A 25412-nucleotide genomic window follows, 5' to 3' on the forward strand; every position below is an offset into this window, starting at 1 on the left:
TTGCTATGATATTTAGACAGTAAGTTTTAAACTATTTTTGTTATAACTGATTCTATTTGAATCAAAACTCTAATGGACTAAGGTATTCGTATGCTTATCAGACTTGCATTAATATGGATTACAGCATTCACAAGTGCTGCTTTTGCGTTTCAATCCAATTTATCTGAAGCTCAATGCGCAAGATTTTTCAAAGAATACCAGTCTATCTCAAAAAAAATGAATACGAGTTCTGGTGACGACTTACAATCTTTAGGGAATCGCTATGGTCGTTTACAAGAAAGGTTAGAGGCTTTTTGTCAAAACACGCCGTATTCTACGAAGAAAAATGCACAACAAAAGCAAAATGCTAGTCAAATTGAACCCGAAAAAATTATCTTGTTCTCAGATGAAGCGAAGCAATTAGCATGGGAAGGATTTTATACAGCACCAAGTTATTGTTTAAAAAAGCCACTAAGTTCAGTGAACAAGTTACGCTGTAATAATGAATTAGAAAGATTTCAGCAATTATTTGAGCAGCAGTGGCAGCAAAATAGTAAATTTACGAATAAGCAAAAAGAAGAAGATATTGCTCTTGCAGAACAAGGTATTGAGAAAAGCAAAGCGCAAGAAAATTCAGTAGAGCCAGTATCAGATGAACAACGCTTGCCAGCAAAACCGATTCAAAACACAGAAGTTCAGCCTGTTAAGCAAGCACCTCCAGTTATAGATTACAGCCAAGAGCAATATCAACATACAACAGGACTCGACACGCTTTTTGTATACATAGAAGACTACTTATATTTATTGATATTGTTGTTAATTGTGTTGCTAAGTCTACGTTTTGTTGTACCTGTGGCTAAGAGGTTATTCACAAAGCACTTTAGTTATATTGCGGTAAATAAATATCTAATGAAGCACTTACCAGTAAGTGATTACACATTATACAGCAAGATTAGTTTACCGATCCCAGGTGGTATGGCGGATATTGATGAGCTTATTCTGTCACCGTACGGTATTTTTGTACTTGCATGTCAGCCTCAAACAGGCAGGATCTATGCAGATACAACATCTGAAGTTTGGACTGAGCAATTAGGTAAGAATAGAAGTAACTTTAATAATCCATGTCGACAGTTACCGCTTAAGATTGCGGGAGTGAAACAGTTGTTTGGATTAGAAGAGCATATTCAAGGTCTTGTTGTCTTTGACCAAGAAGCTGACTTTAGAACCAATATGCCCAGCAATGTTTTTCAAACAGGTCAGCTTTTAGCAAAGATAGAGCATTATGAAGAGCGTGTTTTTACACAAGAACAAATTTCTCATTTTGTTCTACTACTCAGTGAATATAAACCGAGTAACCCGTTCAAAGACATGATGTCAAAACTAGGTCAAAAAAAGCAGCCTCAATCAGAATGGGATACTTAGACTAAAATCATTTTACTTTGATTTTTTATCCACACGGCATCTAATTTGAGTTACAATTGAGACTGTATATCATTTCCTTTTATTCAGGTACTCATTTCTTTAATGACGGACATTACAACTCACCAGGCTTCTAGACGACGTCTTCTTATAGCTTTATCAATTACTTGTACTTTCATGTTGATCCAGCTCGCAGGTGCTTATTATTCAAATTCGCTTGCGGTGCTTGCTGATGCCGGCCACCTTTTTGTTCATAATAGTTCGTTATTTATTGCACTTATTGCTTCATCTGTCGCTGTACATTTGGCTAAAAACTATAGCGATGGTTATAAGAAAGCTGAGTTTAGCGGCGGTTTAATTAATGGCTTACTTTACTTAGCTATCTCTGTAGTAATACTTTATGAGGGCAGTGAGCGATTAGGACATCATCATGACGGACAAGGTGAAGAAGTAAATACATATTTAATGTCAGTTATTGCTGCTCTGGGCTTTTTATTTCATGGTTTATCTGCTTGGGTGTTATATAAAGGCAGAAAAGAAAGTATTAACGTTTATGCGGTCTTCTTACATTCATTTTTTGATTTGCTTTCTACCGTATCGACTTTTGTTGCGAGTATTTTAATTTATGTAACCGGTTTTCAAGTGATTGATATTATTTCAAGTATGCTCATTTCACTGTTTGTACTTTTCACCGGAATAAAAGTGGTGAGAAGCTGTCTGATAGGACTGCTAACAAAAGAAGTTAACTTGCCAAGTTCTGACGAAGTTGAAGACCAAATATTGGCAACTGATCATGTAGAAAGCGTACACAGTGTCACCATTACGCAAGTAGACAATGAAATAGCTGTGGGTGCACATGTTGTGTTAAAGCACCACTGTACGGTTGATTTACATGATCAAGCTTGCAGGGAGCAAATTGAACACAAGTTAAATGCTATTTTTGGTGTTTCGCAGTGTGTTTTACAAATCGAAAGCCATGACTGTCCTGAACATTAACTGAATGAAAACTTGGCAGTTGATGGTTTTTAATTTAATTTAAAGAGACATAACGAAAATAAACTAATTAAATTGGATAAAAAACTAACACCGCTACTCCTTGCGATGATCCTCGGGGTGTGTGGTGGATTTATAAATCTTTTACCTTTATGGTTTTTAGATAACTCAGAGTTTCTGCTGGGGCAAGCGTTTGTGCTCGGCGCATTAGTTACATTAGGGTTTCGTTATAGTTTATTAGTCCTTTCAATTGTTACTGCATTTATTTTCTACCGGTGGGGGCATTCCTGGCCTACCATGGTATTTTTGCTAGAACTGGTTTGGTTAAACCATTTTGCTATCCAAAAAGAAAAGATGGTTTTCTTTCGCGGCATTATTTTTTGGATCTGCTGTGGATTACCACTACTTTATTTTCTTGGCCATTTTCAACTCAACCTACCAAATTTAGTCGTTCTTACGGCCGTTGCTAAGTACCTAGTTAATGCAATTATTTGTCTAGCAATTGTTGATCTGATCAATCTTTTTATAAATAAGCATAATTGGCAAAAAATGCCGTTATATTCGATTTTAAATCGAACCGTAAATCTTCTCGTTATACTAATAATAGTAACCACCTCAATTGTTTTGACAAATAACCATTACAGCCGTGTTGAAGATGAAGTGAAGTCCAAGCTCTTTGACTCAGCGCAAAATGTGAACAAGCAAATTGTCGATTATCTTCAAAGTTACTTAAGGGCCGTTAGAATAAGTGGTTACAGTATTTCTCAGGGCGTAGACACTAATATTGTGTTAGAGCAGCTTGTGGAAATGCATGATGGGTTTAGAACAAGTATTTATATTTCTCCAGAAGCCGAAGTTGTTAACTTTTATCCACAATTACTCGGAGATAGCTTTGTTGGTGACTTCCCAAGCGTAGCCGATAGAGAGTATTTTATTGAAGCACCAAATCATCCTCAAGGGTACATTTCTAGTGTTTTCAAAGGCCGCGGCTTTGGTGATGAACCAATAGTTGGCTTGTCGGCGCCAGTTTATGAATTTGGCAACCTTGTAGGTGTCATTGAAGCTTCTTTGCGTTTTGAATCCTTTGAGCAGTTTATTCCCACCCTGCTGTCACAAAGCGGTGAGCTAGTTGTTTTAGACTCAAAAAACCAAGTAGTGTACAGCTCAATAAAGCATGAATTTAATGTTTTAGAAGTGGTAGAAGAAGCATCGTATAAAGGTATCTTGAATAACGAAACAGATCTTTATACAGATAATCAAGGAACCGTTTTTTATCAAAAAGCTTATCAGTCTGATGAGCTAGGTTGGACAGTTGTAACCTTTTTAGACCGAGCACATGTAAACCTAACGACGATCAACTCTTTGCTCACGCCTTTATTTTTAACTGTACTCATTTTAATTATTTGTCGTTTCATGATCCGTATTTTAACGATGCAATTGGTTAAACCTATTACGGCATTAAGTGATGAAATTAATCAATTCGACCCTAGAAAGCAGGCGGAGAGCTCAGCTAATAACGGCAGTAATTTCGTAGAGTTAGTAACGTTGCAACTTCAATTTTCTCAGATGGCACAAAAACTTAGCTCTAGTTTTTCTAAACTGGAACTAGCTAATAGTGAGAATGAGTTATTAAACAAACGACTGACAGAATTTAACGCTCAGCTAGAGCATCAGGTAAATGTCAAAACTAAAAAGTTAATTGAGGCGGTGTCTGAGGCAAAAAATGCAAGTAAAGCAAAAAGTCAGTTTCTTGCAAACATGAGCCATGAAATAAGAACGCCATTAAACGGTATTATTGGTCTAACCGAACTTTTGCTCAAAGAGCACAATGACAAAACTGACAGAGAAAATCAGCTAGAGATTATTCAGTCTTCTGCGAAAAATTTACTATTGATACTTAATGATATTTTAGACTACTCAAAGATAGAAGCCGGGGCACTGGAGCTTGATATTCGACCGGTAAACGCGGTTAAGCTATTTGATGATATAGCTGCAATTTACGATTCTGCGAAATTAAACAGTGGTGTTACTTTTGAGTATTCTATTTCGGCAAATGTGCCTACATTCCTCAAGTTAGATTCGCTAAGAGTGACGCAAATTACCAATAACCTTTTAAGCAATGCTGCGAAGTTCACTGAAAATGGCCAAGTGAGTCTGAAAATAAATTATGTCGAAGATAATTTAGTGATAACAGTTCAAGATACAGGTATTGGGATAAGCGAACAGCAAAAGCAAGCTTTGTTTAGCGAGTTCACACAAGCCGATGTATCTACCACTCGAAAGTATGGCGGTACGGGTCTCGGCTTGACTATCTGCAAACGACTTGCTGAAAAAATGAACGGGAGCATCTTGTTAGAGAGTGAAGAGATGGCCGGTAGTATTTTTAAAGTTGTTATACCTGCTCAGACATCACAACCGATCAATGAAGAGGGTGCAAGTGAGCAACTAGCTAACTTGAACGGAGAAGCTGTATTACTTGTTGAAGATAATTTAGTGAATCAGATTGTTGCGACAAAAATGCTATCGAAATTTAATTGCCAGGTATTTACTGCAGTAAATGGTGAGGAAGCACTTAAGCAACTTTCAGAAAGAGCATTTTCATTGATTTTCATGGACTGTCAGATGCCAGTGTTAGATGGCTTCGATTGTACAAAGCAAATTAGAACGATGAATATAGCGCAGCCCTATATTATCGCTATTACGGCAAACGCCTATAATGAAGACAGAAAAAAATGTTTAGACGTTGGCATGAATGACTTCGTCGCAAAACCTATCGAATTCAAAGTGTTGAATAAAGCAATTTTGGCGTATTTAGCCAGCTAAACACGCGGCTAAGCTCTCTTGTTCAACACTTTCAACACTTTCAACACTTTCAACACTTTCAACACTTTCAACACTTTCAACACTTTCAACACTCTCAATATTCTCAACGCCAACTCGTGGTGTTTTGTTCTTTTAGAAGTAATTGCTCTATAGGCAAAGGTTTTGAAAACAAATAACCCTGCATGTAGTTGCATCCTAGGTCGGTTAAAAACTTAAGTTGTGCTGGTGTTTCAACGCCTTCTGCAATACAAAACATGTTTAAGTTTCTCGCCAGTGAATGAATTGTTTTGACAATAGACTTGTTGGTATGTTGTTCATCCATTTTTCGAACAAAAGACTGATCGATTTTTATAATATCTATAGGGAATTGATTCAAATAAGTCAGAGAAGAATACCCAGTACCAAAGTCATCTAATAAGAGTTTGAAGCCAGCTTTTTTGAGCATGTTTAATGATGATTTAGCTTTTTCTTTATCTTCCATTAAAGATGTTTCTGTGATCTCTAACCTTAATCTAGAAGTCGGTAATTGATAAGACGATAAGATTTGGCATAAATTTTCCGCAGTCTCTTCTCTGATTATATGAATCGGAGATAGATTCAACGATAAATAGAATTGTGAGTTCCTATCAAATAATGGTGATAACTCAACCAAAGCGCGTTTCAATGCCTGTTCGGTCATCAACTCAATAAGACCAGTTTCTTCGGCGATAGGTATAAAATCGACTGGAGAGATATTTTCACCGTTATGTTGCCATCTTAGTAGCAATTCAACTCCAATCATTTGGCCACTAGAGGTATTGATAATTGGCTGGTAATGGTTAAAAAACGCACTGTCTTTATAAGCTGTTTTTAAAGCGGTCTCGAGCACCATTTTACGATTATATTGTTCGATCATCGATGTTGTGAAGTACTTGTAGCCATTTCTTCCTAACTGTTTTGCTTGGAACATAGCGATATCAGCATGGCGTATAAGTTCTTCTGATGACTTAGCATCAAATGGGTAAAGAGCCACCCCAACACTAGCAGAAACACTTACAGAGATACCATCCAGATCTATTTTTTCTGGTAAAACATTTATTAATTCTGCAGTAAGTTTTGTAAGGCTTTCAGGAGATGTGACATCTTTTACTAGCACCAGAAATTCATCGCCACTTTGACGGCCAAGAATACAGTGTTCAGGTAGAAGGCTGTTGATTCGTTGAGATATTTTGATCAGTAACTTGTCACCTGCTTGGTGACCATATGCGTCATTAATTGGTTTAAATTTATCTAAATCAATAAACAGCAGTGCGCAAGTCGTATTATTATTTTGCGAATTAAAGATGGCAAATTCTATATGCTGAAGCATAAGGTTACGGTTTGGCAGATTTGTCAAACTGTCATAGTTTGCAAGGTATCGGAGCTCATTTTCGGCCTTTTTTTGCTCTGTTAAGTCAGACATTACAATCACGAAGTGCTCAATGACTCCTGTGTCATTCGCAATTGCATTAACACTCACATGTATCGGCTTCACGCGATGCTTATTAGTCTCAACGGTCAGTTCCATTTTAAAATTCTGGTTGGCCTTAAGGTCGCTAATTTTATTTATTAATTGTCTTAGCTTCTTCTTACCTAAAATTTTCGCAAAGGTTAAGAATGACAGCTCACTCAACGCATCAGCTTCGTTTAAGTCAAAAGCGTCACAGAAACTTTGGTTAACTGCAAGCGGGTTTAATTGGGTATCTAAGATCAATAACCATTCGTCAATTTGTGAGAATGCTTGGCCCAAAATACTGGCTTGAAGATTGGTTGCTTTACTTTCGGTAATATTTGAATAAATACCTGATACAACAAGAGGTTTGCCATTATCATCACGTTCTGTAACTTGGCCAATGTCTTGAAACCATAACCACTCACCAATTAAATTTTGCAAACGGTAAGTTAAGTTTATATTTTGGTTTTTTGAAGAGTCTAAAAGTGCCCATTTAGATGCTACTTTTTGTCTATCTTCAGGATGAATTAACTCAATAAAGTCGTCTAATGGTAACTCGTTTTGTTGTCCACATTCTCTTGATGTTGTTTTGTTTCTGTATTGATAAATTAATTGCTTTCGAAGATCGGCTTTCCAAGTACCGCTTTTTGTAGACTTTAACGCCATCTCAGTTTGCTGTTTTGATGTCGTCACAGCTAATAGCGCTTTTTGAATAGTCATCTGTCTGCTTTTGCCTTGACGATATGACAGTAATAAAATCGACGAGATGGCAATGAAGTACAAGATCCACGCAGCAGGGGAGTTTAAAAAGTAATATTCAACTTCTACTGGCAATGTAATGCTGTCTATTAAAGTCTCACCGTCTAAAGCAAGTTCTTTAATCGTAATATTGTAATTACCCGGTGCTAAACGTGGGAAAAAGAGTTTGGTTTTACTCAAGTTAGTTAAGCTGACATTTTCAGAGCCAGTTAGCTCTGCAACAAACACCGAATTTCGTTGATGCGAAAAGTCAAAATTACTGAACTTGATTTCTAAGCCAACATCATCGTGTTGCAGACTTAACTTATTTTGGCTTAGATAGTCAGGGTAAAAGTTAAACTCATTCGACATAATATTTATATCGGTAATGCTGAGAGGAGTTTTGATGATACTTTTGTTTTCAATAAAGTCGGCTGTATCAAACCATGTTATGCCAGAAACTGTACCAAATGCGAAATGCTGGTTATTTAGTTTTAAACTTGCACCTGCGTTAAATTCGTTGTTAGGTAAGCCATTATTAATCCCAAACTTTTCGATAAGGCCTGTATCAGGTTCATATCTGAAAAGTCCAGTTTGAGCTGAAAACCATAAAAAGCCATACGGATCAGCCATAACTTCATACAAAGCTTGTGTATCTAGGCCATATGATTCATCTATAACCTTAACTTCTGAAAAGTCTTTTAGATTTAATTCAATAAGGCCATTGTGAGATGTTGTTAACCATAAGCTTTCGTTGACGATTTCCCAATCATCAACGACTTGAAAAGTTTTGTCGTCTGCTTTTTTAAACTCATAAATAGGCGTTAGTTTTTTACTTTCCTGAGAAAACAAATAAAGCCCTTGTAAAGAGCTTACTAGTATCTCATTAGGGTGCGTTGGCAGAGGTTTTAGAAAGCGATAGGCCGATGACATAGGGAGTTGTTCTGCAAGGCCTTTTATTGGACTCACGCTTTTATTTTTCACATTATAAATGAAGTAATCATCTTCGCCGATAAATGCGATTTCATCTTGATTTATTGATGTAGATGAGGAGTTTAATACATTGAAGGGGTTTTCTATTGTACTCGTGACGACTTTTGGGGCTGAAATCGTTTTAGTTTTTAAATCAAAAACTTTGAGACCTTGAATGGTATCTAAATAAACAGTGTCTGAGTTATTGTCAGTTTGAAAAATATGGTAGACAGCATTACTGCCATATACATCTTTCTTGTCCTTTGATTGAAAATAAAAAGTTGCATCATGTTTTTCAGCGAGTGAAGGAATGTGCGCAATACCATTGTCTGTGCCATACAAAATAGAATTGTCTGGTAGCTGATAAATTGCCCATATATTGTTATTAATAAACTCAGTACCACTTTGTTTGATGGTGTTAAATAGTAAAGAGCTCAATGGCCAATAATAAGCACCGTTATGTGTGGCCATCCACAGAACATTATTTTCATCTAATTCTAGTGCCAAGATATTAGGTTGGTTAAGTTTATACTTTGACTTATCTAGTGCTAAAACATTGTTCGCAGTACGAGTATTTCTATCAATTTTGTATAGCCCTAACTCTGTTGCAATGAATTCACCATAAGCTGTGCTCTCGTGGTCCCAAATATTGAGCGACTTCACAAGAGTATATGTATTTGCAAAATCAAAGCTATTGCCTGAAGTAGGGGAAACAAATAGGCCTTCAACAGTACCGATTAATAGGCCTTGCTCAGAGTCGTATTTTAATAATTTAACGTTTTGATTGAGTTCATTTTCAAGACTTTGCTCTAGAAAACGATGCTTTGTTAATACATCGACATCAACTGAAAGAGAATAAAGCCCATCTGAAGAGCCTACGTACAGTGTGTTCCCTATATTTAAAAAAGCCCTTACTAGGTGTCCTGAATCGACTGACCCTATGAGCTTTGATTCATATGTCACTAAGCTAATTTTATAAACGTGATTATCAATTGCAGCATAGAGGTTCTTGCCTACCTTAAGTGCAGTATTGATTGGAGAAGTAAAATTTTGACTATCAGCTAGGCGCCCAGAGTATATTTTTTTCTTTTCTAATGTTTTTGTATCGATTAAATAGGTGCCATCAAAGCTGGTTGAAACAAGTAAATTGACTTCATCAATTAATTGAATTTGGTAAATTTGCTCATTCAGTAAATTTTTGATTTGGGCCGGAAGTGATACATCGATACCATCGTATCTGTTCAAACCTTGCTCAGTTGCAATCCAGATATAACCTAATTCGTCTTGAACGATATTATTCACATTTGCTTGAGAAAGACCTTCTTCCGTTGAAAGACGATAGATTTGTTGAGACGAGTGAGAAGAGAAACTTAGTAAGAAGAAAGTAAAGGTTAAAATCAGATAAGGCTTTAAATGCATCAAATTCTACCAAACAAAATAACACAATAATTAAATTATGAATTTTGTCGAAAACAACGGTTAACATTATGATCATAAACTTAGCACAGTCAGGTGTTGAGGGCTAGATTAAAGCATTGTTTTTGCCTAGTTCACTCATATTAAATGTGGAGGAAGTGGTTTTATATTGCAACAATAGAAATAATTCGCATTAATTTTGAACTTTGTTATTGATAATGGTTTTTGTTTAGAATAAAATTACGTCAGTTTAATTGAGTTCGAGTTTATTCATGTATATCTGCATTTGTCATGGCATCACTGATTCTAAAATAGAGCAAGCTATTGAAGCTGGTTCAACCAGCATGCGTGATTTGAGTAAAAATCTCGGTGTTGGTACGCAGTGTGGTAAATGCACTAACTGCACCAAAAAGATTCTAAACGAAAAGTTAATTGAAATTGTTGATATAACCGAGCAAGTGGCTTAATTCACTCTTGTATTGAAAATTAATTATTTCTTATCTTAGTTGGAATTCCTCTCTTACTTCTATCTCACGTAGTATTAATTCACGCTTTTATGTAGACTTTAGCAACTTTTATTTTCTGCATAGTGTTATGGCTCAGTTATATTTCTACTATTCGGCTATGAATGCCGGTAAATCTACCACTTTATTACAATCTGCTTTTAATTACCGAGAAAGAGGCATGACCCCGCTTATTTTGACTGCTGCAATTGACAACCGGGCTGGGGTTGGCAAGGTCGCATCAAGAATTGGCCTTGAAGCTGAAGCACATATTTATGACAGAACAACAGATGTTTTTGAGTTAATTAAAGGATTACATGAAACCAGTAAACTCGATTGCCTGCTGGTCGATGAATGTCAATTTTTGAGCAAATCACAAGTGGATGGACTGACCGATGTGGTCGACAAACTTAAAATTCCGGTTTTGTGCTACGGTTTAAGAACCGATTTTAAAGGTGAGCTGTTTGAAGGTGCGCAGTACCTTCTTGCCTGGGCAGATAAACTGATAGAGCTGAAAACGATTTGTCACTGCGGCCGCAAGGCAAATCGCGTGCTTCGTACGGATGAGCATGGGAATGCCATTTATGATGGCAACCAAGTTGAGATTGGTGGCAACGACAGGTATGTTTCCGTTTGCCGTGAGCATTATAAAAAAGCGCTGTCGTTGATTTAAAAGCCTTATTTGTACATATCTAAACGCTTGGAGTTAGTTAAGAAACTCCAAGCTATAAAACGGCTGGTTTTTTGGCCTTGAGCCATTTTAATCACTTTCACTTCTACTGCATTAGCCTTCTTTAACGCGAGTTTAATCGGCCTCAATGAATCTTTGTTTGATACCAATGAAGTAAACCAGGCACATTGCTCGTTGAACAATTTGCTTTCACGGATCATTTTTTTGATAAAGCTTACTTCGCCACCTTCGCACCATAGCTCAGGTGAGTGACCTCCGAAATTAAGATTTGAGCTAGGCTTCTTACCAAGCTTTTGCCATTTAGTCCTGGTAGCTTTATTGGCTGATTGCTCACTGTTATGGAAAGGTGGGTTACACATTGTGAAATGGTATCTTTTAGTTTTCTCAATGATGCCATCAAAGTATTTATTCGCGTCTTTTTGTAGAATTATCTCAGTACTTAAATTGTTTTTGCTACAGATTGATTCTGCATTCTTAACTGCTTTGGGATTAATATCAGATGCTGTAAAAGTCCATTTGTAAATTCTTTCACCAAGTATTGGATAGATCAGGTTTGCGCCTGTGCCCACATCGAGCGCTTTGACATTATTTACAATACGGCTTTGATTATCCTGTTTTAACAAATCTGCAATTGCATGAATGTAATCAGCGCGGCCAGGAACAGGCGGGCACAAGAACTCTTCAGAGATATCCCAGTAATCAATTTTGTAATGGCACTTAAGAAGGGCTTGGTTTAAGCATTTCACTGCGTTCGCATTACTAAAATCAATACTTGTTTTACCTGCAGGTGTTTTAATTAAAAATGCTTTGAGTGCTGGGGTAGTGTCGATCAATCGGTCAAAATCATAACCGTGTCGGTGGGCGTTTCTTGGATGCATTGAATTTCATTTTTACTGAGTGAAAGTTAATTATACCTCTATCTGTTAATAGCTTAAATAGTAAAGGTATTGGATTTGCCATAGAATATACACACTGGTACGATGAGATAAAAAGGCATTTATATGATCCAACAAAATTCATTATTAGTCCCTATGGAAGGTGAGCAAGTACTTCATCTTAGGCACATTTATGATCCTAGTTGTATGGGAGATGCAATTTTCTTGCTGCATGGTGCTGTCGAAAACGGCAAGATTTTTTATACAGAATCAAATAAGGGACTGGCACCATTTTTAGCTACTAAAGGTTACCAATGCTTTGTCGCAGATTTAAGAGGGCGGGGTAAAAGTAAGCCTGCAATATCTCAATTATCTCAATATGGACAAACTGAATCTATCCTTGAAGATATTCCCGCCATGCTGAACTTCATAAAAAAACAAACTGGAAGCTACCCTAAATTCTGGGTTGCTCATTCTTGGGGTGGGGTTTTATTGAATAGCTTTCTTGCTCGTTTTCCTGAGCATAAAGAACATGTCAAAGCTTGTGGCTATTTTGGAACGAAAAGAAGTCTGTATAACAACCACCCGAGTAAACTAATTCAAGCAAACCTAATTTGGTATACCTTGGCGCCGATATTGAGTAAAAGAAAAGGCTTTTTAGATGCGCGTAAGCTCAAGTGGGGGAGTGATAATGAAACTGTGAAATCTCATTATCAAAGTATGGAATGGGCAAAGAAAAAGCCTTGGATAGACAGTGATGATGGATTTGATTACAAAGCAGTAATTGAGGATATGGTCTTACCGCCAATATTGCACATTGCGGGTTCGAGAGATAAAGCTTTAGCTCAACCTATTGATATCAAAAAATTTATGGAAGAATCTGGTAAAGGCATTCAAGAAATCAGAATTTATGGCAAAAAGCAGGGTCATAAATGTGATTATGACCACATCAATATGTTAACAAGCCCACATGCAATCACGGATCAGTTTAAGGATTTGGTTGATTGGTTTGTGAATCATCAAGCATAGCTAAAATTTGTTTTTCATACACTTGCCAGTTTGAGCGAGGGCTTTGATCTAAAGGCCTCCGCACTTGTGCTTTACTCAATGTGGATACTGGACGTTTGGATTTATAAAATTCTAAACACTCGGGCTCAAACTTCTGATAGAGAAAGTTTAATACTCTATTAAGCTGTTTAGGCGTTTCATCTAAAAGATCTTCATAACTTAGGGTATAGATATTTCGAGACAGATAGTGTTTAAAATGCGCCATAATATCTTCTTGAAAATCTGCGTACTGTTTGTATTCGCTCAGTGAGCAGAAATAAGGTTCATTTTCAGCAAAGTGATTGCTAAACACTGACCATGCATTTGCATTAAAAGAGCGAGTCAGATGAATAATTCTGGCATCAGGAAAGATCTTCTGTATCAAACCTACATTTTGAAAATTAGCTGGCAGTTTATTAATGACAACTTCTTCCCCGACTCTGTGTTTTTTTATCTCATCAACATACAAACTTCGACAATGATCTAACATAGAAGTTGTAAGCGTGTGCAAGCACTTCGGAAATGGCGCTTCATTTCGAATTTGTAAGTAGGGAACAATCTTATCGCTGATAACTGTGCTTTCGCCCATAGTGCCAATATTACTATGTTGAACCAACATTTGTTCTAGAAGCGTCGAGCCTGTTCTTGGCAATCCGACTATAAATACGGGTGTGAAGGTAGCTTTAACTTTGTCATTGGGTTGGTCAAAAAACTCATCTGAACACTGTGTTTTTAAATCATTAAAAAACGGAGTCATGTGCTCAGTTTTAAACTCACATAAACTCAGTTGTAAATCATTAGCTAATTTAAAATAATCAAAAGCTTGGTTATGATCTTTTAGGCGATGATTGCATTTAGCAAGCGCATAATAGACAACAATTTTTAAACGTTTATTGTCGTATTCGGTCAATAACTCATGCAACCTTTCAATATGACCCTCTAGTTTGCTTTCAGGGGAAATTTGAGCAAGTTCGTGCAGCATAAATGCCGAAACGGCACTTGTAGGACAAGTTAAGCCCGCTTCAAAAGTTTTCTCGGCATTTTCAATAAAGCCATGATCTAAATAAAATTGCCCTAATTGATAATGGGCTTGTGCATTGTGGCGGGCAACACTTAGGGTGTATTCAAGAACAGTTTTAGCATCGACCGATGAACCGACAGCCATAAAAGCATCGGCCAGTGCAAATAACGGATCGAGCATTTTTGGTAAGTTTTCGCAGGCACGTTTTAAATAATAAATAGCGCTATCGTAGTCTTCTAATCTCATGCATATACGACCTAGGCCAAATAATGCAGGACCTAATTTATTATTTTCTTTTAAAACGGTTTTATACATAAACTCAGCTTCTCTGAGTTTTCCTTGCTCAAGCAGTTCGTTTGCTCTGTTTAGTAGTAACATGGATTATTTGTGTTAATTTCTTTTTTATAATCATAAAAATAAAAAGGCGAAATAGCTATCGCCATTTCGCCTTTTGCTGCTGGGTTACAGTAATCTAGAATGTGTAGGTTGCTTTCACATAGTAGAAGCCGCCATTAATCCCGTAAGGAGAGGTTTCATAGTACTTACCACCCCAGTTGTTATTTGGAATACCTGTCGCTGCCTCGAAATCAAGCTTTTCAGGCTCTTGGTCAAACAGATTGTTTGCACCCGCTGTGAAGCTTAAAGACTCAGTTGCGAAATATGTTACTTCAGCGTCGATAGTAAATGATGGATCAGCCATGATTGCTGTTGCATCATAATCTACGTGAACACCTTGGTATTCGCCAAAATAGTTATAACGAAGGAAACCAGAGAAATCTTCCCACTGTTGCGACCATGTATATGTTGCACGGTGTTGAGGTAAGTCTTCTTCAAGACGCTTAACTTTGAAATCACCTGTGATTGCAGAGAATCTATCTACAGTTGTTTCATTCCAGTTATACGCCATACTGAAAGTGGCATAACCACCTAGTAAATCCATAGAGTAGTTAGCAACGATATCTACACCTTGAGTCGTAGTATCAAAGTCATTAGTAAAGAAGCTAACTTGCGCAATGCTATCTACATTCGGCACACCGTCTGCTTTAAGGGCTACCTTTTGAGCATCTGTTAGGTCGATTTTATCTGATTGACTGATACGGTCTTCAACTTTGATATTGTAGTAGTCAACAGTTAAGAATAAATCACCAGAGCGGTAAACAGCACCAAGTGTGTAGCTTTCAGATTCTTCAGGTTGAAGTTCAGTACCACCTAAAATTTGTGAAACAGGGTTCGTTGGTGGTAATAACGCTGAGTCAACAAGTACACCACTACTTAAGTTAGTTTGTACGTTACTTACGTTCGCTTGACCAACCGTTGGAGCACGGAAGCCAGTACTCATTGAGCCACGGAAAGAAAGGTCATCTGTTGCTTGGTATTGAGCACTTACTTTATAATTGGTGGTCGAACCAAATGAATCATAATCTTCATAACGCAACGCCCAACCCATTAAGAACTCTTCAGTGAATGGTGTTTCGACATCAACATAAGCTGCATAGTTACGGCGCGTGAATTCGCCTGCCGCTGAAGGTTTAAAACCTGGGAAACCATTTGAGCCGATACCAAAACCTTGTTGTGTTAAAGGACCCGCAATAAATGAAGCCTCGTCACCAGCGATTACTTCGAATGTTTCTTCATGCCATTCTAAACCAGCAGCAACATTAACGTCATACGCAAGGCCGAAATCATAGCCTTTGCTGATGTCGGCATTAAAGTTCTTTTCAAGTTGAATGTACTTACCTGGGCTAAAGTCCATTGGAGTATCAGCACCTAGCGAAGCATTTACAGTGTTAGTAATGAAATAACGTGATTCGTTACGACCAACAGAACCACTGATATCATAGCGTGCATCTTTAAAATAACCTGATTCGATATCACCACGAGTACCAATGGTTAATGACGTATCAGTGATATTACCACCAAAGAATGGAGTAAAACCTGCAGGTAAGATTTCGTTAAACGCAAAACAGTTTTGACCGATTTCAGAATTTGATGCAATTTGCTGATACGCAGCGATTTGTGTGACATCTAAAATACGATTGCCATCAGCGTCTTTAAGGTTAACCGTTGGACATGATATACCTGTATTAAGGCCATCTAAATCTGCAACAAGTAGCGTCTCGCCTTCATCATTTGAGTAAACTTGAGGACGAGTTTGTGGGTTACGATAGTAGAAACCACCTTTAACATCGCGCTCCGAGTAATTACCAAACATATAGAATTCAGATGTATTTGAAAGCTCTAAGCCAACATTACCGAATAATGTAAAGTCATCTTTGATTTCTGGTGCACCCCAAACTTGAGCTGGGTTTCTTACGCCTGGTACACCTGCAGCATCATAAGCTGCAGCGTCTGGACGCTGAAGACTACGGCTTGTTGCATCTGCATTTTTGTATTGGAAGCTAAGGTTTGCAAAGCCATCATCAGAGAATGGTAAACCAACGTTACCTTCGATTGTCGTGGTGTCACCGTCACCTTCGAAGTATTGGCCTTGTTTGATAGCAAATGATCCGCCTTCAGATGCATCTTTTAAAGCAAAGTTAATTACACCTGCAATCGCATCAGAACCATATTGAGCTGCTGCACCATCACGAAGTACTTCAACTTGTTTTAAAGCAATACTTGGAATAACTGAAATGTCTGGACCTTGAGCACCATCGTTAATACCACCACCTAAGAATGCGATGACAGAAGAGCGGTGACGGCGCTTACCGTTTAGTAGAATTAGTGTGCTATCAGCCGGCAAGCCACGAAGGTTTGCTGGACGAACAAGAGAGGCTGCATCACTGATAGGGTTTTGGTGAACATTTAGAGATGGCACTGAACCTTTTAGAAGTTCTAGCATGTCATCGCCACCTGCTTTTGCGAGTTCATCAGCACCAATGATATCGATTGGAACCGGTGAGTCACCTACTGAGCGCGGTGCTGCACGTGAACCAACAACTGCAATTTTTTCAATATTCTTTTTTGCACCTTCATCTTCTTCAGCATAGGCTGCAGTACTAAACAGACCAATTGTCGCTGTTGATGCTAATGCGTAAGTGATTGCACGGCTTACGTTTGATAATTTTAACTTCATCCTGTTTCCCCAGATTAATGTTGTCATTAAGGTTTCTTATAAATTTTTAACAAGAATGCTCATCAATTTGCTGTGAGCGATTTTAACCTGTTAATTATTGATACATTTAGTTAACACATAATGCAAATAAAATTTGCATTAAAGTTAAAAGTAGACATGACAAGGGGAAAGCGCAAACAGAAAACGTAACTTTATGTTAAGTATGAAATATTTTTCTAGAATAGGTAAAGTTGGAATGCAAAAGCATTCCATAAAAAAGTAATGCTTTGGTCTAATTTATGTTTTGTTAAGTTTTTCGTTAAATTCTAACCAAGCTTTCCTTTGTGCTCTGTAAGTATCCCATACACAAGGGCAGCAGCTCCCCCCACCGCAGCATTCATCAGGCTTGGGTTTCTGCGGTTCGGGCATAGGGTTTTGTTTTTCTGTTTGATTTAGCATAAATGTGAGAGATTACTTAAATACATGGTAAGAGTTTATCAAGTTTTGCTAAACTGTCAGAGTGATTAATAAATTTGGTTAAGAATGCGGCTAATTAAAGTAGTACATAAAGCCCCGATCAGGGTTGCCAGAATTAGTAAAAGAAGGCAGCAGATCAGATTAAGACGTTCTATGCTTGCACTTAAAGTTGCACTTGCGCAAGAGAAGCAAGAGACCAAAGAAATGCTTGATATTTATAAACGGTATAGCTTCGGTGAGGCTCATAAATCTGAATTAAAAATCGCAAATGAGCAACTTGTAGATATTCTTAAAGGTCTTGGTTTAGGTGTGTTTGCTTTATTGCCTTTCGCACCGATAACGATTCCGCTTATTGTCAAATTAGGTCAGTGGGTAGGAGTCGATGTTTTACCGAGTTCTTTTTCTATTTCAAATAAATCTTCAAAATCACGTAAATAAGTGATCTCTTAAAGCGAAATTGTTATTCTCTGAAAAGAAGCAAAAAATCAGAGAATAATATGCAACTTCCAATCATTCATGCCGATGCCGGTACACCGGTTAAATTTATCGTCAAAGCAGATTTCGACACTTGGCTTTCTTCACAAACAAGTTTTATAAAAAGCTTTGTTGAAGCTACGCGAGCGGTGAATAACAACGTAATTTTAGTTCCAAAGCAAAACGCAGCAGGTCTTGAAGTTGTGTTGGTCATCGTCAATGAGCTCGCTGATATGTGGAACACTGGTGATTTAGCTAAACAGCTACCGAAAGGTTCATTTACGCTAGATATTCCAGAAGAGCTTGTAGGAGGGTATGCATTAAGCTTTGTATTAGGCGCCTATCAATTTGCTGTCTATAAATCGTTACCTGCCATTGAGTCTAAACTAGCCATTGCGGATGAAGCTACTTTTAACAAAGTAAAGCAACAAGCCGAAGCGATTTATTTAGTTCGTGACTTAGTTAATATGCCCGCTGCCGACATGATGCCGCAGCATCTTGCTGAAACAATGGAAGAGTTAGTAGAGAGATTTGGCGGTCAATTCAGTCAAATTATTGGTGATGAATTACTTGAACAAAACTACCCAACCATCCACATGGTAGGTCGAGCGAGTGACAACAAGCCTAGATTACTTGATTTATTATGGGGTGATGAGAATGCCCCTAAACTTACCTTAGTTGGTAAAGGTGTTTGTTTTGATTCTGGTGGCTTAGATTTAAAACCTGCTGCTGGCATGCGTAATATGAAAAAAGACATGGGGGGGGCTGCCCATGTTATCGGTCTTGCGCAAATGATTATGGCCGCAAACTTACCTGTTAGACTTCGTGTGCTTGTGCCAGCTGTTGAAAATGCAGTTTCGCGTAATGCTTTTAGACCAGGTGATGTGATTAAAACACGAAAGGGCATCACGGTTGAGATCGATAACACGGATGCTGAAGGCCGCCTTGTATTGTGTGATGCATTAGCTGAAGCACAAACTGAAAATCCAGATTTACTGATCGATTTCGCAACCTTAACAGGCGCATGTCGAATCGCTTTAGGTACAGAGCTTCCTGGTTTTTATTCTACAGATCAAACAATTGCTAATGAGTTAATGTCACAAGGGTTAAAGAACCAAGACCCAGTTTGGCAGCTTCCTCTTTTCGACCAATATAAAGCTTTGTTTAAGAGTGATGTAGCAGACATTGCTAACTGTGGTTCAACACCATTTGGTGGGTCAATTACTGCAGCGTTATACCTGAAAGAGTTTGTTGAGCCAGCAACTACGCCTTGGCTTCACTTTGATGTGATGGCATACAACATTAGACCATTACCGGGTCGACCTGTTGGTGGAGAGGGCTTAGGTTTACGAGCGACATTTGATTATTTAGCAAATCGTTATAAATAGTCTGCTGTAAATTCATAAAACAAAAATGCGAACCCATAGGTTCGCATTTTTTTAGAAAGATTACTTAGCTGGAATGTTCTCTAAGATAGCTTTCATTTGTTGCCAATATAAGCCAACAGATTCAATGTTTACCTTTTCATCTGGTGAGTGAGGGAACTTGATAGTTGGGCCAAATGAAATCATGTCCATTTCTGGGTATGGTTCTTTGAATAGACCACACTCTAGGCCTGCGTGAATAACCATGATATGTGGTTTATGGCCATAAATCTCTTCATAAACATCGCGGAATGTATGCAGGATCTGTGACTCAGGATCTGGTTTCCAACCAGGGTATGCACCACTGAACTCGATAGTCGCGCCAGCTAGGCTTGCTAGCGAAGCCAATGTGCCTTCGACATCACTTCTGCCTGAATCAATTAATGAACGGATCAAACATAGCACTTTGATGTTGTCTTCAGAAGTTTCAATCACACCCATATTCAATGATGTTTCAACCACACCTTGAATATCGTCACTCATACGTACTACGCCATTTGGACAGGCATTGAGCAATGATAACACAGTACTTTGACTACTTGCACTTAATGGTAACGCGTTATTTTCAATAGCTTGTGCTTTGAAAGATAAGTTTGCTTCAATGGCGCTTAATTCTGTTTTTGCTAGTGTTTCAAACTCAGATATTGAGTTATGAAATGCATCAACTTGCGTGTTTGGTACTATCACTTCTGCATACGCTTCACGAGGAATAGCGTTTCTTAAAGAGCCACCATTAAAACCGACTAACTGAACGTTTAAGCTTAATGTGTGATTTTTTAAAAAACGTGCAAGGAGTTTATTGGCATTAGCACGGCCTGTGTGAATATCAACACCAGAATGACCACCTCTTAAACCATTTAGAACAAGTTTAAAGCGTGTTGAGCTTTCTGCGATTGCTTCACGCTCTAAAGGTAACGTGATACTTGCATCAACGCCACCGGCACAACCCATATAAATTTCGCCTTCTTGCTCAGAGTCGGTGTTTAGTAGAATTTCTCCTTCTAACCAGCCTGCTTCTAAACCGAAAGCACCAGTCATACCCGCTTCTTCGTCAATGGTTAAAAGTACTTCCAACGGACCGTGTTTAATATCGTCAGCAGCTAGAACTGCAAGGCATGAAGCCATACCAATGCCGTTGTCAGCACCTAAGGTTGTATCGGTGGCAGTTACCCATTCACCATCGATATAAGGTTGAATAGCATCGGTTACAAAGTCGTGATCAGTGCCATCATTTTTTTGCGGCACCATATCTATATGTGCTTGAAGTACCACTGGCTTCTTATGTTCCATGCCTGGAAAAGCAGGTTTTTTAATGAAAACGTTGCCAGTCTCATCTCTTTTAACTTCAAGAGATTGACTCTTTGCCCAGTCGATAATGAATTGTGCAAGTGCTTCTTCATGCTTCGATGGATGAGGAAAAGAACAAATTTGATCAAAGAATTGCCAAATTTCTTTTGGTTCTAATTGGCTAATTTCAGAATGTGGAGTGAACAATGTTTTCAATGTGTTGCCCTTATTTGAATGTAACAAGTGAATATTACCATTCAAATAAGGGCCGAAGATAGCTTACTTGCAGTAGTTAATCGCGTCGGCCATGAGCTCTAACCCAGTTTGTTTACACTCTGGCAGCTCTGCTTTACTGTCAATGATTGGCGTAACACGCTCACCCCATTTAATGTAACTGGCAGCCCAAGTTAATCCTGCCCCAAATGCAGCACTCATTATATGACTATGCGGTTTGATTTTGCCTTGCTCTAGCGCTTCACACAGTGCAATTGGGATCGTAGCTGCAGAGGTGTTGCCATAATGCTGAATATTGACCATCACTTTGTCATCGCTAAGCTGCAATTGTTTGGCAATGGCTTGAATAATTCTTAGATTTGCCTGATGAGGGATAAGCATATCGATGTCTTCGAGTGCTAAATTTGCTTGTGACAGCACATCATCACAGGCCTCGCTCATACCTTTCACCGCGCGCTTAAAGATATCTTTACCTTGGAACAAAATATCAGAAGGTTGTGCTGAATCGTGTTTATCGATGTCTGTGCCGAAGTTTCTGATATGAAGGATTTCTCTGTCTTCTGAGTCACAACCTGTTTTAGTTGCTAATAGACCGCACTCTTCGTTTGATGCTTCAAGTACAACAGCGCCTGCACCGTCACCAAATAGCACTGCGCTGTCTCTTTTGGCCCAGTTTACATGCCAAAGCATTCTCTCAGCGGCAATTACAACCGCGCGTTTTACCATACCAGCTTTAATTTGCGCTGTTGCATTTTGTAATGCGTATAAAAAACCAGAACATGCTGCGTTGACGTCACATGCGGCTGCACCAGTTGCGCCAATTTGTTGTTGTACGTATGAGGCGGTATTGGCCACTAATGTAGAAGGCGTGCAAGTTGCAAGTAGAACAAGGTCAATGTCTTCGCCCGCAATGCCAGCGCAATCTAAAGCGCGTTTAGCTGCTACAGTTGCTAATTCGCCAGTACCAACATGACTTACTCTTCTTGATTTTATACCTGTACGAGTAGCAATCCACTCATCTGTGGTATCAACTACTGTACTAATGTCTTCGTTTGTTAATGTTGCTGGTGGTGTACATTTACCCCAGCCAATAATCTTGGCGTATTGCATAGTTACTTATCTCATCTGACCAGGTGGTGGTTTATAACAAACTTCTTTTTGTAATTCTAGTCGAGGTTATTTTATGAAGCTTAAAGAAGTAGTCTAAGCTTAGGTTAAAGTGTTTGAATTTGGTGGGATTATGGCGAAAAAAATGACTGAGCAGCTTTTATGTCACCTTATTGAGTTAGAAAGGCGGCTATTAGACCCAATCGTTCGTTCTTCTAAAGCACAGTTAAGCAGTTTGCTACATGATGATTTTTACGAAATATCGGCTAACGGTTTGATGTTTAATAAGCAACATGTGCTTGGACGTTTGCCTTTAGAGAAAATACCGCAAATATATAATCAAGATTTTAAAGGGCAGGTACTAACAGAGTCTTTGGCTCAACTGACCTATTATGCAGCTTATAGAATGAATGTTCATCACGCGCTCAACTTTTCTATTCGAATGTCTATCTGGACAAAAACTCAAAAAGGATGGCAATTGTTTTTTCATCAAGGTACACCATGTCCAGAGTTTAAATTGAATTATGAGGCCTAGTTGAATTTGTATAACCTGAGGTTTGGTTATATAAGCTGACTCAAATCAAACATTCTGAAGTTTCATTTTACCCAAGGCACGCTGTCCGTTAAAGTAACCACAAATTTTTTGTGGACACCTAGATGATTAGCTTTTCACCTCAATCTGCGATTGGGCGTTTGTTACTGCTCAGAACCATTGCAATTCTTATTCAACTTATTTTGGTTTTAGCCGCGGCATTTTGGTTTGATAAATCTATTGAATTATTACCTGTATTGACTGTTATTGCCGTCGAGTCATGTTTTCAGCTCTTTAGTGTTTTTGCTTACAGAAAAACCAGTGAAGCGGCACCATCAGGTATGATGTTGCAGCTGCTGGCCGATATCATCTTTATGACGATTTTATTAAGCTTGTCGGGTGGGGCAAGTAATGCGTTTGTTTCTATGTTGATTATACCCATAGTGATTGCTGCAGTAACTTTACCCAGCCAGTTTGTACTGGTTATCGCACTGTCATCGCTGGTGGCTTATGGGTATTTATTTGTCACCATGGGCGCGCACCATTTGCATCATATGGATATGCAACTTCATTTTAAGGGCATGTGGGCTAACTTTGTATTAAGCGTCATTATTGTGGTAATGGTAGTGATGGCAATGGCAAAGCAACTTAGGATTAGAGAACAATCACTTGCTAAAGTCAGAGAGAAGCAGCTCAAAAATGAGCAGTTAATCGCTTTAGGTAGCGCAGCCGCACAGGCAACACATCAATTGGCAACGCCGTTAGCGAACATACATTTGTTGTTTGAGGAATTTAAAGAAGACCATCCAACTCATCCTGCACTAGACGATATGGGAAAGGCTATACAAAGCTGTAAAGAGCAGCTTGATTTGTTCCGCTCTCAAACCGAAAAGTTTAAATCTACACAAGTTTTTGGTGTGCAAAGTACGGCAGAAATTTTGGCTGAATTAACTACATTAATGGCTTTGCAGTTTCCCGAACAAGTTTTGAATATAGAAGAGGATATTGAAGCGAGCGTGACGGACGATCCAATGTTGATACCGGCTTTGTTAAATATTTTTTCTAATGCAGCTCAAGCGAATGATAAAACAAATGCAAAAGATATCTGTGTCAGCAGTAAAATTGAAAACAATAAGTGGGCTTTAACCATTACAGATCATGGACCTGGCATCGATCCTAAAAAAATGGAACGCTTAGGCCATACCATAGTGAAGAGTGAATCAGGTTTGGGGATGGCGTTGGTCCTGTCTCATGCCTCAATAGAGCGTTTAAAAGGCAATATTCAATTGGAGAATCACCCACAATTCGGTGCCACAACAAAAATTGTTTTACCAATAAAAATTAAGAAGCCATGAAATTATTGATAATCGAAGACGACGAAGCGTTTGCAAGAACGTTATCTAGAAGACTAGCAAAGCATGGTTTTGACTGTCATATAGAGCATAACGAAGAGCAAGTGATCGCGACGCTTGAAAGTGTAGAACCAGAGTATGTATTACTTGATATGAAGCTACAAACCTTATCAGGTTTGCACTTTATCAAACAGATAAAAGCGTTTAACAACAGCATCAAGCTTGTACTCTTAACTGGATTTGCCAGCATTGCGACGGCAGTTGAGGCCGTAAAGTTAGGCGCAGATGATTACTTAACTAAACCTGCAGATACGCTATTGATAGCTCAGACTTTGCTTGGTAAAGAAAATATTGAACAAGAAGAACTACCGAAAGAGCGAATGTCAGCTGAGCGTTTGGAATGGGAGCATATCCAGCAAGTATTGAAAGCTAATGAAGGAAATGTTTCAGAAACTGCGAGGCAATTAAATATGCATAGGCGAACTTTGCAGCGTAAATTACAGAAGAAGCCTGTACAAAAATAGCCGTTTATTGCCAGATTAAGGTTTCTTAACTAAATTTGAAATTACGAATGGTTTAGTGCTTCATTACTATGCAGTTGGCAGAACTTAATTATTGGGCAATTTTACTTGCTGCTTTATCCTCATTTATGCTGGGTGGTCTTTGGTATTCTCCTGTCTTATTTGGCAAGGTTTGGTTAGAAGGATGTGGTCTTACTGACTTAGACTTACAAAATAGTGATCCAAAACTAATCTATGGGTTAGCTTTTATATTGTCGCTGATTGCAGCATTTGTTCTCGCTTTTTTGTTAGGGCCTGATCCTGAGTTAATTTATTCAACTACTGTTGGTTTTGCAGTCGGTCTTGGCTTAGCTGCGAGCTCATTAGGTATTTCTTATATCTTTGAACAGCGGCCACTGAGTCTGTTTTTAGTTAACGGGGGATACCATACTTTTCAGTTTATTCTCATGGCTGTAATCTTGAGTGTTACTGGTTAATATTGAAAAGACTGATCGGATTTCATTACTTATCGTCAGGGCGGACATTTGCCCTGTTTTCATTTTGTCCTCTCATTTAACTTAGATACGTTTTGCTGTTTCAATGAGTGAAAGTAACCCTTCCCATGGAATGGGCCAGTATTCTCGGGTTAGCTAATCTTTTTATTGCTTAAAATCTAAAAGCTTTGAAGCAATTGATAGTGGATACAAAACGTGATTGATATTCTTTTTGATGTTATTGGTATGACTGGAACGGCGCTAGTAGTAGGCGCTTTTTTTATGTTGCAATTAGGCAAAGCAGAACCAACGGGTATTGTTTATAATTTAATGAACCTTTCAGGTGCAATACTTTTGTTGATCAGTTTATGCTACAACTTTAATCTTGCGAGTTTTGTGATTGAATTATTCTGGATTGCTGCATCTTTAATCGGTTTATATAAGTATTTCAAAGGAAAACGAATTCAAGCTGCTTAATAGTGGCAAAATAAAATTTAAAACTTGCACAGTCTGTTAACATTAGTATTA

20 protein-coding genes are annotated in these 25412 nt (G+C 38.2%); 13 read left to right on the forward strand and 7 right to left on the reverse strand.

Annotated elements, in window-relative coordinates; translation table 11 throughout:
• Positions 1 to 90: 90 nt before the first annotated feature.
• From ACH784_RS18825 to ACH784_RS18835, 3 genes are all read left to right on the forward strand, one after another.
• Complete coding sequence (locus ACH784_RS18825; protein WP_404396543.1) at positions 91 to 1401, forward strand: nuclease-related domain-containing protein; 1311 nt, start codon at positions 91 to 93, stop codon at positions 1399 to 1401.
• A gap of 102 nt (positions 1402 to 1503) precedes the next feature.
• Positions 1504 to 2394 carry a cation diffusion facilitator family transporter gene (locus tag ACH784_RS18830; RefSeq protein WP_404396546.1) on the forward strand — a complete coding sequence of 297 codons (891 nt, stop codon included), beginning with the start codon at positions 1504 to 1506 and terminating at the stop codon, positions 2392 to 2394.
• A gap of 72 nt (positions 2395 to 2466) precedes the next feature.
• Positions 2467 to 5214: an ATP-binding protein gene (locus tag ACH784_RS18835; protein ID WP_404396549.1), complete on the forward strand. Its 2748-nt coding sequence runs from the start codon at positions 2467 to 2469 to the stop codon at positions 5212 to 5214.
• Between the two features lie 103 nt (positions 5215 to 5317).
• On the opposite strand, the gene ACH784_RS18840 is transcribed toward ACH784_RS18835, so the two are convergent.
• Positions 5318 to 9814, reverse strand: a complete 4497-nt coding sequence (locus tag ACH784_RS18840; RefSeq protein WP_404396552.1) for an EAL domain-containing protein — start codon at positions 9812 to 9814, stop codon at positions 5318 to 5320.
• Positions 9815 to 10083: 269 nt separating this feature from the next.
• Between ACH784_RS18840 and ACH784_RS18845 the strand changes: the two genes are divergently transcribed.
• Together ACH784_RS18845 and ACH784_RS18850 are read left to right on the forward strand one after the other, a co-directional pair.
• Entirely contained in the window at positions 10084 to 10278 is a 195-nt protein-coding gene (locus ACH784_RS18845; RefSeq protein ID WP_404396554.1) for a bacterioferritin-associated ferredoxin, read from the forward strand.
• Between the two features lie 127 nt (positions 10279 to 10405).
• Complete coding sequence (locus ACH784_RS18850) at positions 10406 to 10987, forward strand: thymidine kinase (protein ID WP_404396557.1); 582 nt, start codon at positions 10406 to 10408, stop codon at positions 10985 to 10987.
• Between the two features lie 5 nt (positions 10988 to 10992).
• Here ACH784_RS18850 and rlmF read toward each other — a convergent pair whose 3' ends face one another.
• Positions 10993 to 11883 (reverse strand): 23S rRNA (adenine(1618)-N(6))-methyltransferase RlmF, encoded by an 891-nt coding sequence (gene rlmF, locus ACH784_RS18855; protein ID WP_404396559.1) that lies wholly within the window; start codon positions 11881 to 11883, stop codon positions 10993 to 10995.
• Positions 11884 to 12006: 123 nt separating this feature from the next.
• Between rlmF and ACH784_RS18860 the strand changes: the two genes are divergently transcribed.
• Positions 12007 to 12909, forward strand: a complete 903-nt coding sequence (locus ACH784_RS18860; protein WP_404396562.1) for an alpha/beta fold hydrolase — start codon at positions 12007 to 12009, stop codon at positions 12907 to 12909.
• Here the strand turns inward: ACH784_RS18860 and ACH784_RS18865 are convergent.
• The 3 genes from ACH784_RS18865 to ACH784_RS18875 form a co-directional block, all read right to left on the reverse strand.
• Entirely contained in the window at positions 12869 to 14326 is a 1458-nt protein-coding gene (locus ACH784_RS18865; protein ID WP_404396565.1) for a tetratricopeptide repeat-containing sulfotransferase family protein, read from the reverse strand. The genes ACH784_RS18860 and ACH784_RS18865 overlap by 41 nt on opposite strands.
• A gap of 94 nt (positions 14327 to 14420) precedes the next feature.
• Positions 14421 to 17024: a TonB-dependent receptor plug domain-containing protein gene (locus ACH784_RS18870; protein WP_404396568.1), complete on the reverse strand. Its 2604-nt coding sequence runs from the start codon at positions 17022 to 17024 to the stop codon at positions 14421 to 14423.
• Between the two features lie 276 nt (positions 17025 to 17300).
• The gene (locus ACH784_RS18875) at positions 17301 to 17462 is read right to left on the reverse strand and encodes an oxidoreductase-like domain-containing protein (RefSeq protein WP_404396570.1); all 162 of its coding nucleotides are present in this window, start codon (positions 17460 to 17462) and stop codon (positions 17301 to 17303) included.
• Positions 17463 to 17546: 84 nt separating this feature from the next.
• On the opposite strand from ACH784_RS18875, the gene ACH784_RS18880 reads away from it, so the two are divergent.
• Complete coding sequence (locus ACH784_RS18880) at positions 17547 to 17918, forward strand: hypothetical protein (RefSeq protein ID WP_404396573.1); 372 nt, start codon at positions 17547 to 17549, stop codon at positions 17916 to 17918.
• 59 nt (positions 17919 to 17977) lie between these two features.
• Positions 17978 to 19342, forward strand: a complete 1365-nt coding sequence (locus tag ACH784_RS18885) for a leucyl aminopeptidase family protein (RefSeq protein WP_404396576.1) — start codon at positions 17978 to 17980, stop codon at positions 19340 to 19342.
• 60 nt (positions 19343 to 19402) lie between these two features.
• On the opposite strand, the gene ACH784_RS18890 is transcribed toward ACH784_RS18885, so the two are convergent.
• Both ACH784_RS18890 and ACH784_RS18895 read right to left on the reverse strand, forming a co-directional pair.
• A complete protein-coding gene (locus tag ACH784_RS18890) occupies positions 19403 to 20872 on the reverse strand; it encodes an aminoacyl-histidine dipeptidase (protein ID WP_404396986.1) in 1470 nt (489 codons plus the stop codon).
• A gap of 72 nt (positions 20873 to 20944) precedes the next feature.
• Positions 20945 to 22009 carry a ketoacyl-ACP synthase III gene (locus tag ACH784_RS18895; protein ID WP_404396579.1) on the reverse strand — a complete coding sequence of 355 codons (1065 nt, stop codon included), beginning with the start codon at positions 22007 to 22009 and terminating at the stop codon, positions 20945 to 20947.
• Positions 22010 to 22139: 130 nt separating this feature from the next.
• On the opposite strand from ACH784_RS18895, the gene ACH784_RS18900 reads away from it, so the two are divergent.
• The 5 genes from ACH784_RS18900 (at position 22140) to ACH784_RS18920 (ending at position 25361) form a co-directional block, all read left to right on the forward strand.
• Positions 22140 to 22541 (forward strand): DUF4440 domain-containing protein, encoded by a 402-nt coding sequence (locus tag ACH784_RS18900; RefSeq protein ID WP_404396581.1) that lies wholly within the window; start codon positions 22140 to 22142, stop codon positions 22539 to 22541.
• A gap of 122 nt (positions 22542 to 22663) precedes the next feature.
• On the forward strand, positions 22664 to 23893 hold the full coding sequence (locus tag ACH784_RS18905) for a sensor histidine kinase (protein ID WP_404396583.1): 1230 nt from the start codon (positions 22664 to 22666) through the stop codon (positions 23891 to 23893).
• The gene (locus ACH784_RS18910; RefSeq protein WP_404396586.1) at positions 23890 to 24414 is read left to right on the forward strand and encodes a response regulator transcription factor; all 525 of its coding nucleotides are present in this window, start codon (positions 23890 to 23892) and stop codon (positions 24412 to 24414) included. The genes ACH784_RS18905 and ACH784_RS18910 overlap by 4 nt, the downstream gene beginning before the upstream one ends.
• A gap of 68 nt (positions 24415 to 24482) precedes the next feature.
• On the forward strand, positions 24483 to 24887 hold the full coding sequence (locus tag ACH784_RS18915; protein ID WP_404396588.1) for a DUF1761 domain-containing protein: 405 nt from the start codon (positions 24483 to 24485) through the stop codon (positions 24885 to 24887).
• Positions 24888 to 25100: 213 nt separating this feature from the next.
• Positions 25101 to 25361: a hypothetical protein gene (locus ACH784_RS18920; protein WP_404396591.1), complete on the forward strand. Its 261-nt coding sequence runs from the start codon at positions 25101 to 25103 to the stop codon at positions 25359 to 25361.
• Positions 25362 to 25412: the final 51 nt, after the last annotated feature.

It is taken from the genome of Pseudoalteromonas phenolica (genome assembly GCF_044788725.1).
GTDB lineage: Bacteria > Pseudomonadota > Gammaproteobacteria > Enterobacterales > Alteromonadaceae > Pseudoalteromonas > Pseudoalteromonas phenolica_C.

What these genes read in the sequence shown, in the direction of transcription:
- ACH784_RS18825 (WP_404396543.1), top strand. Translation starts at nt 91, where the DNA reads ATGCTTATCAGACTTGCATTAATATGGATTACAGCATTCACAAGTGCT.
- ACH784_RS18830 (WP_404396546.1), top strand. Translation starts at nt 1,504, where the DNA reads ATGACGGACATTACAACTCACCAGGCTTCTAGACGACGTCTTCTTATA.
- ACH784_RS18840 (WP_404396552.1), bottom strand. Translation starts at nt 9,814, where the DNA reads ATGCATTTAAAGCCTTATCTGATTTTAACCTTTACTTTCTTCTTACTA.
- ACH784_RS18845 (WP_404396554.1), top strand. Translation starts at nt 10,084, where the DNA reads ATGTATATCTGCATTTGTCATGGCATCACTGATTCTAAAATAGAGCAA.
- ACH784_RS18850 (WP_404396557.1), top strand. Translation starts at nt 10,406, where the DNA reads ATGGCTCAGTTATATTTCTACTATTCGGCTATGAATGCCGGTAAATCT.
- rlmF (WP_404396559.1), bottom strand. Translation starts at nt 11,883, where the DNA reads ATGCATCCAAGAAACGCCCACCGACACGGTTATGATTTTGACCGATTG.
- ACH784_RS18860 (WP_404396562.1), top strand. Translation starts at nt 12,007, where the DNA reads ATGATCCAACAAAATTCATTATTAGTCCCTATGGAAGGTGAGCAAGTA.
- ACH784_RS18865 (WP_404396565.1), bottom strand. Translation starts at nt 14,326, where the DNA reads ATGTTACTACTAAACAGAGCAAACGAACTGCTTGAGCAAGGAAAACTC.
- ACH784_RS18870 (WP_404396568.1), bottom strand. Translation starts at nt 17,024, where the DNA reads ATGAAGTTAAAATTATCAAACGTAAGCCGTGCAATCACTTACGCATTA.
- ACH784_RS18875 (WP_404396570.1), bottom strand. Translation starts at nt 17,462, where the DNA reads ATGCTAAATCAAACAGAAAAACAAAACCCTATGCCCGAACCGCAGAAA.
- ACH784_RS18880 (WP_404396573.1), top strand. Translation starts at nt 17,547, where the DNA reads ATGCGGCTAATTAAAGTAGTACATAAAGCCCCGATCAGGGTTGCCAGA.
- ACH784_RS18885 (WP_404396576.1), top strand. Translation starts at nt 17,978, where the DNA reads ATGCAACTTCCAATCATTCATGCCGATGCCGGTACACCGGTTAAATTT.
- ACH784_RS18895 (WP_404396579.1), bottom strand. Translation starts at nt 22,009, where the DNA reads ATGCAATACGCCAAGATTATTGGCTGGGGTAAATGTACACCACCAGCA.
- ACH784_RS18900 (WP_404396581.1), top strand. Translation starts at nt 22,140, where the DNA reads ATGGCGAAAAAAATGACTGAGCAGCTTTTATGTCACCTTATTGAGTTA.
- ACH784_RS18905 (WP_404396583.1), top strand. Translation starts at nt 22,664, where the DNA reads ATGATTAGCTTTTCACCTCAATCTGCGATTGGGCGTTTGTTACTGCTC.
- ACH784_RS18910 (WP_404396586.1), top strand. Translation starts at nt 23,890, where the DNA reads ATGAAATTATTGATAATCGAAGACGACGAAGCGTTTGCAAGAACGTTA.
- ACH784_RS18915 (WP_404396588.1), top strand. Translation starts at nt 24,483, where the DNA reads ATGCAGTTGGCAGAACTTAATTATTGGGCAATTTTACTTGCTGCTTTA.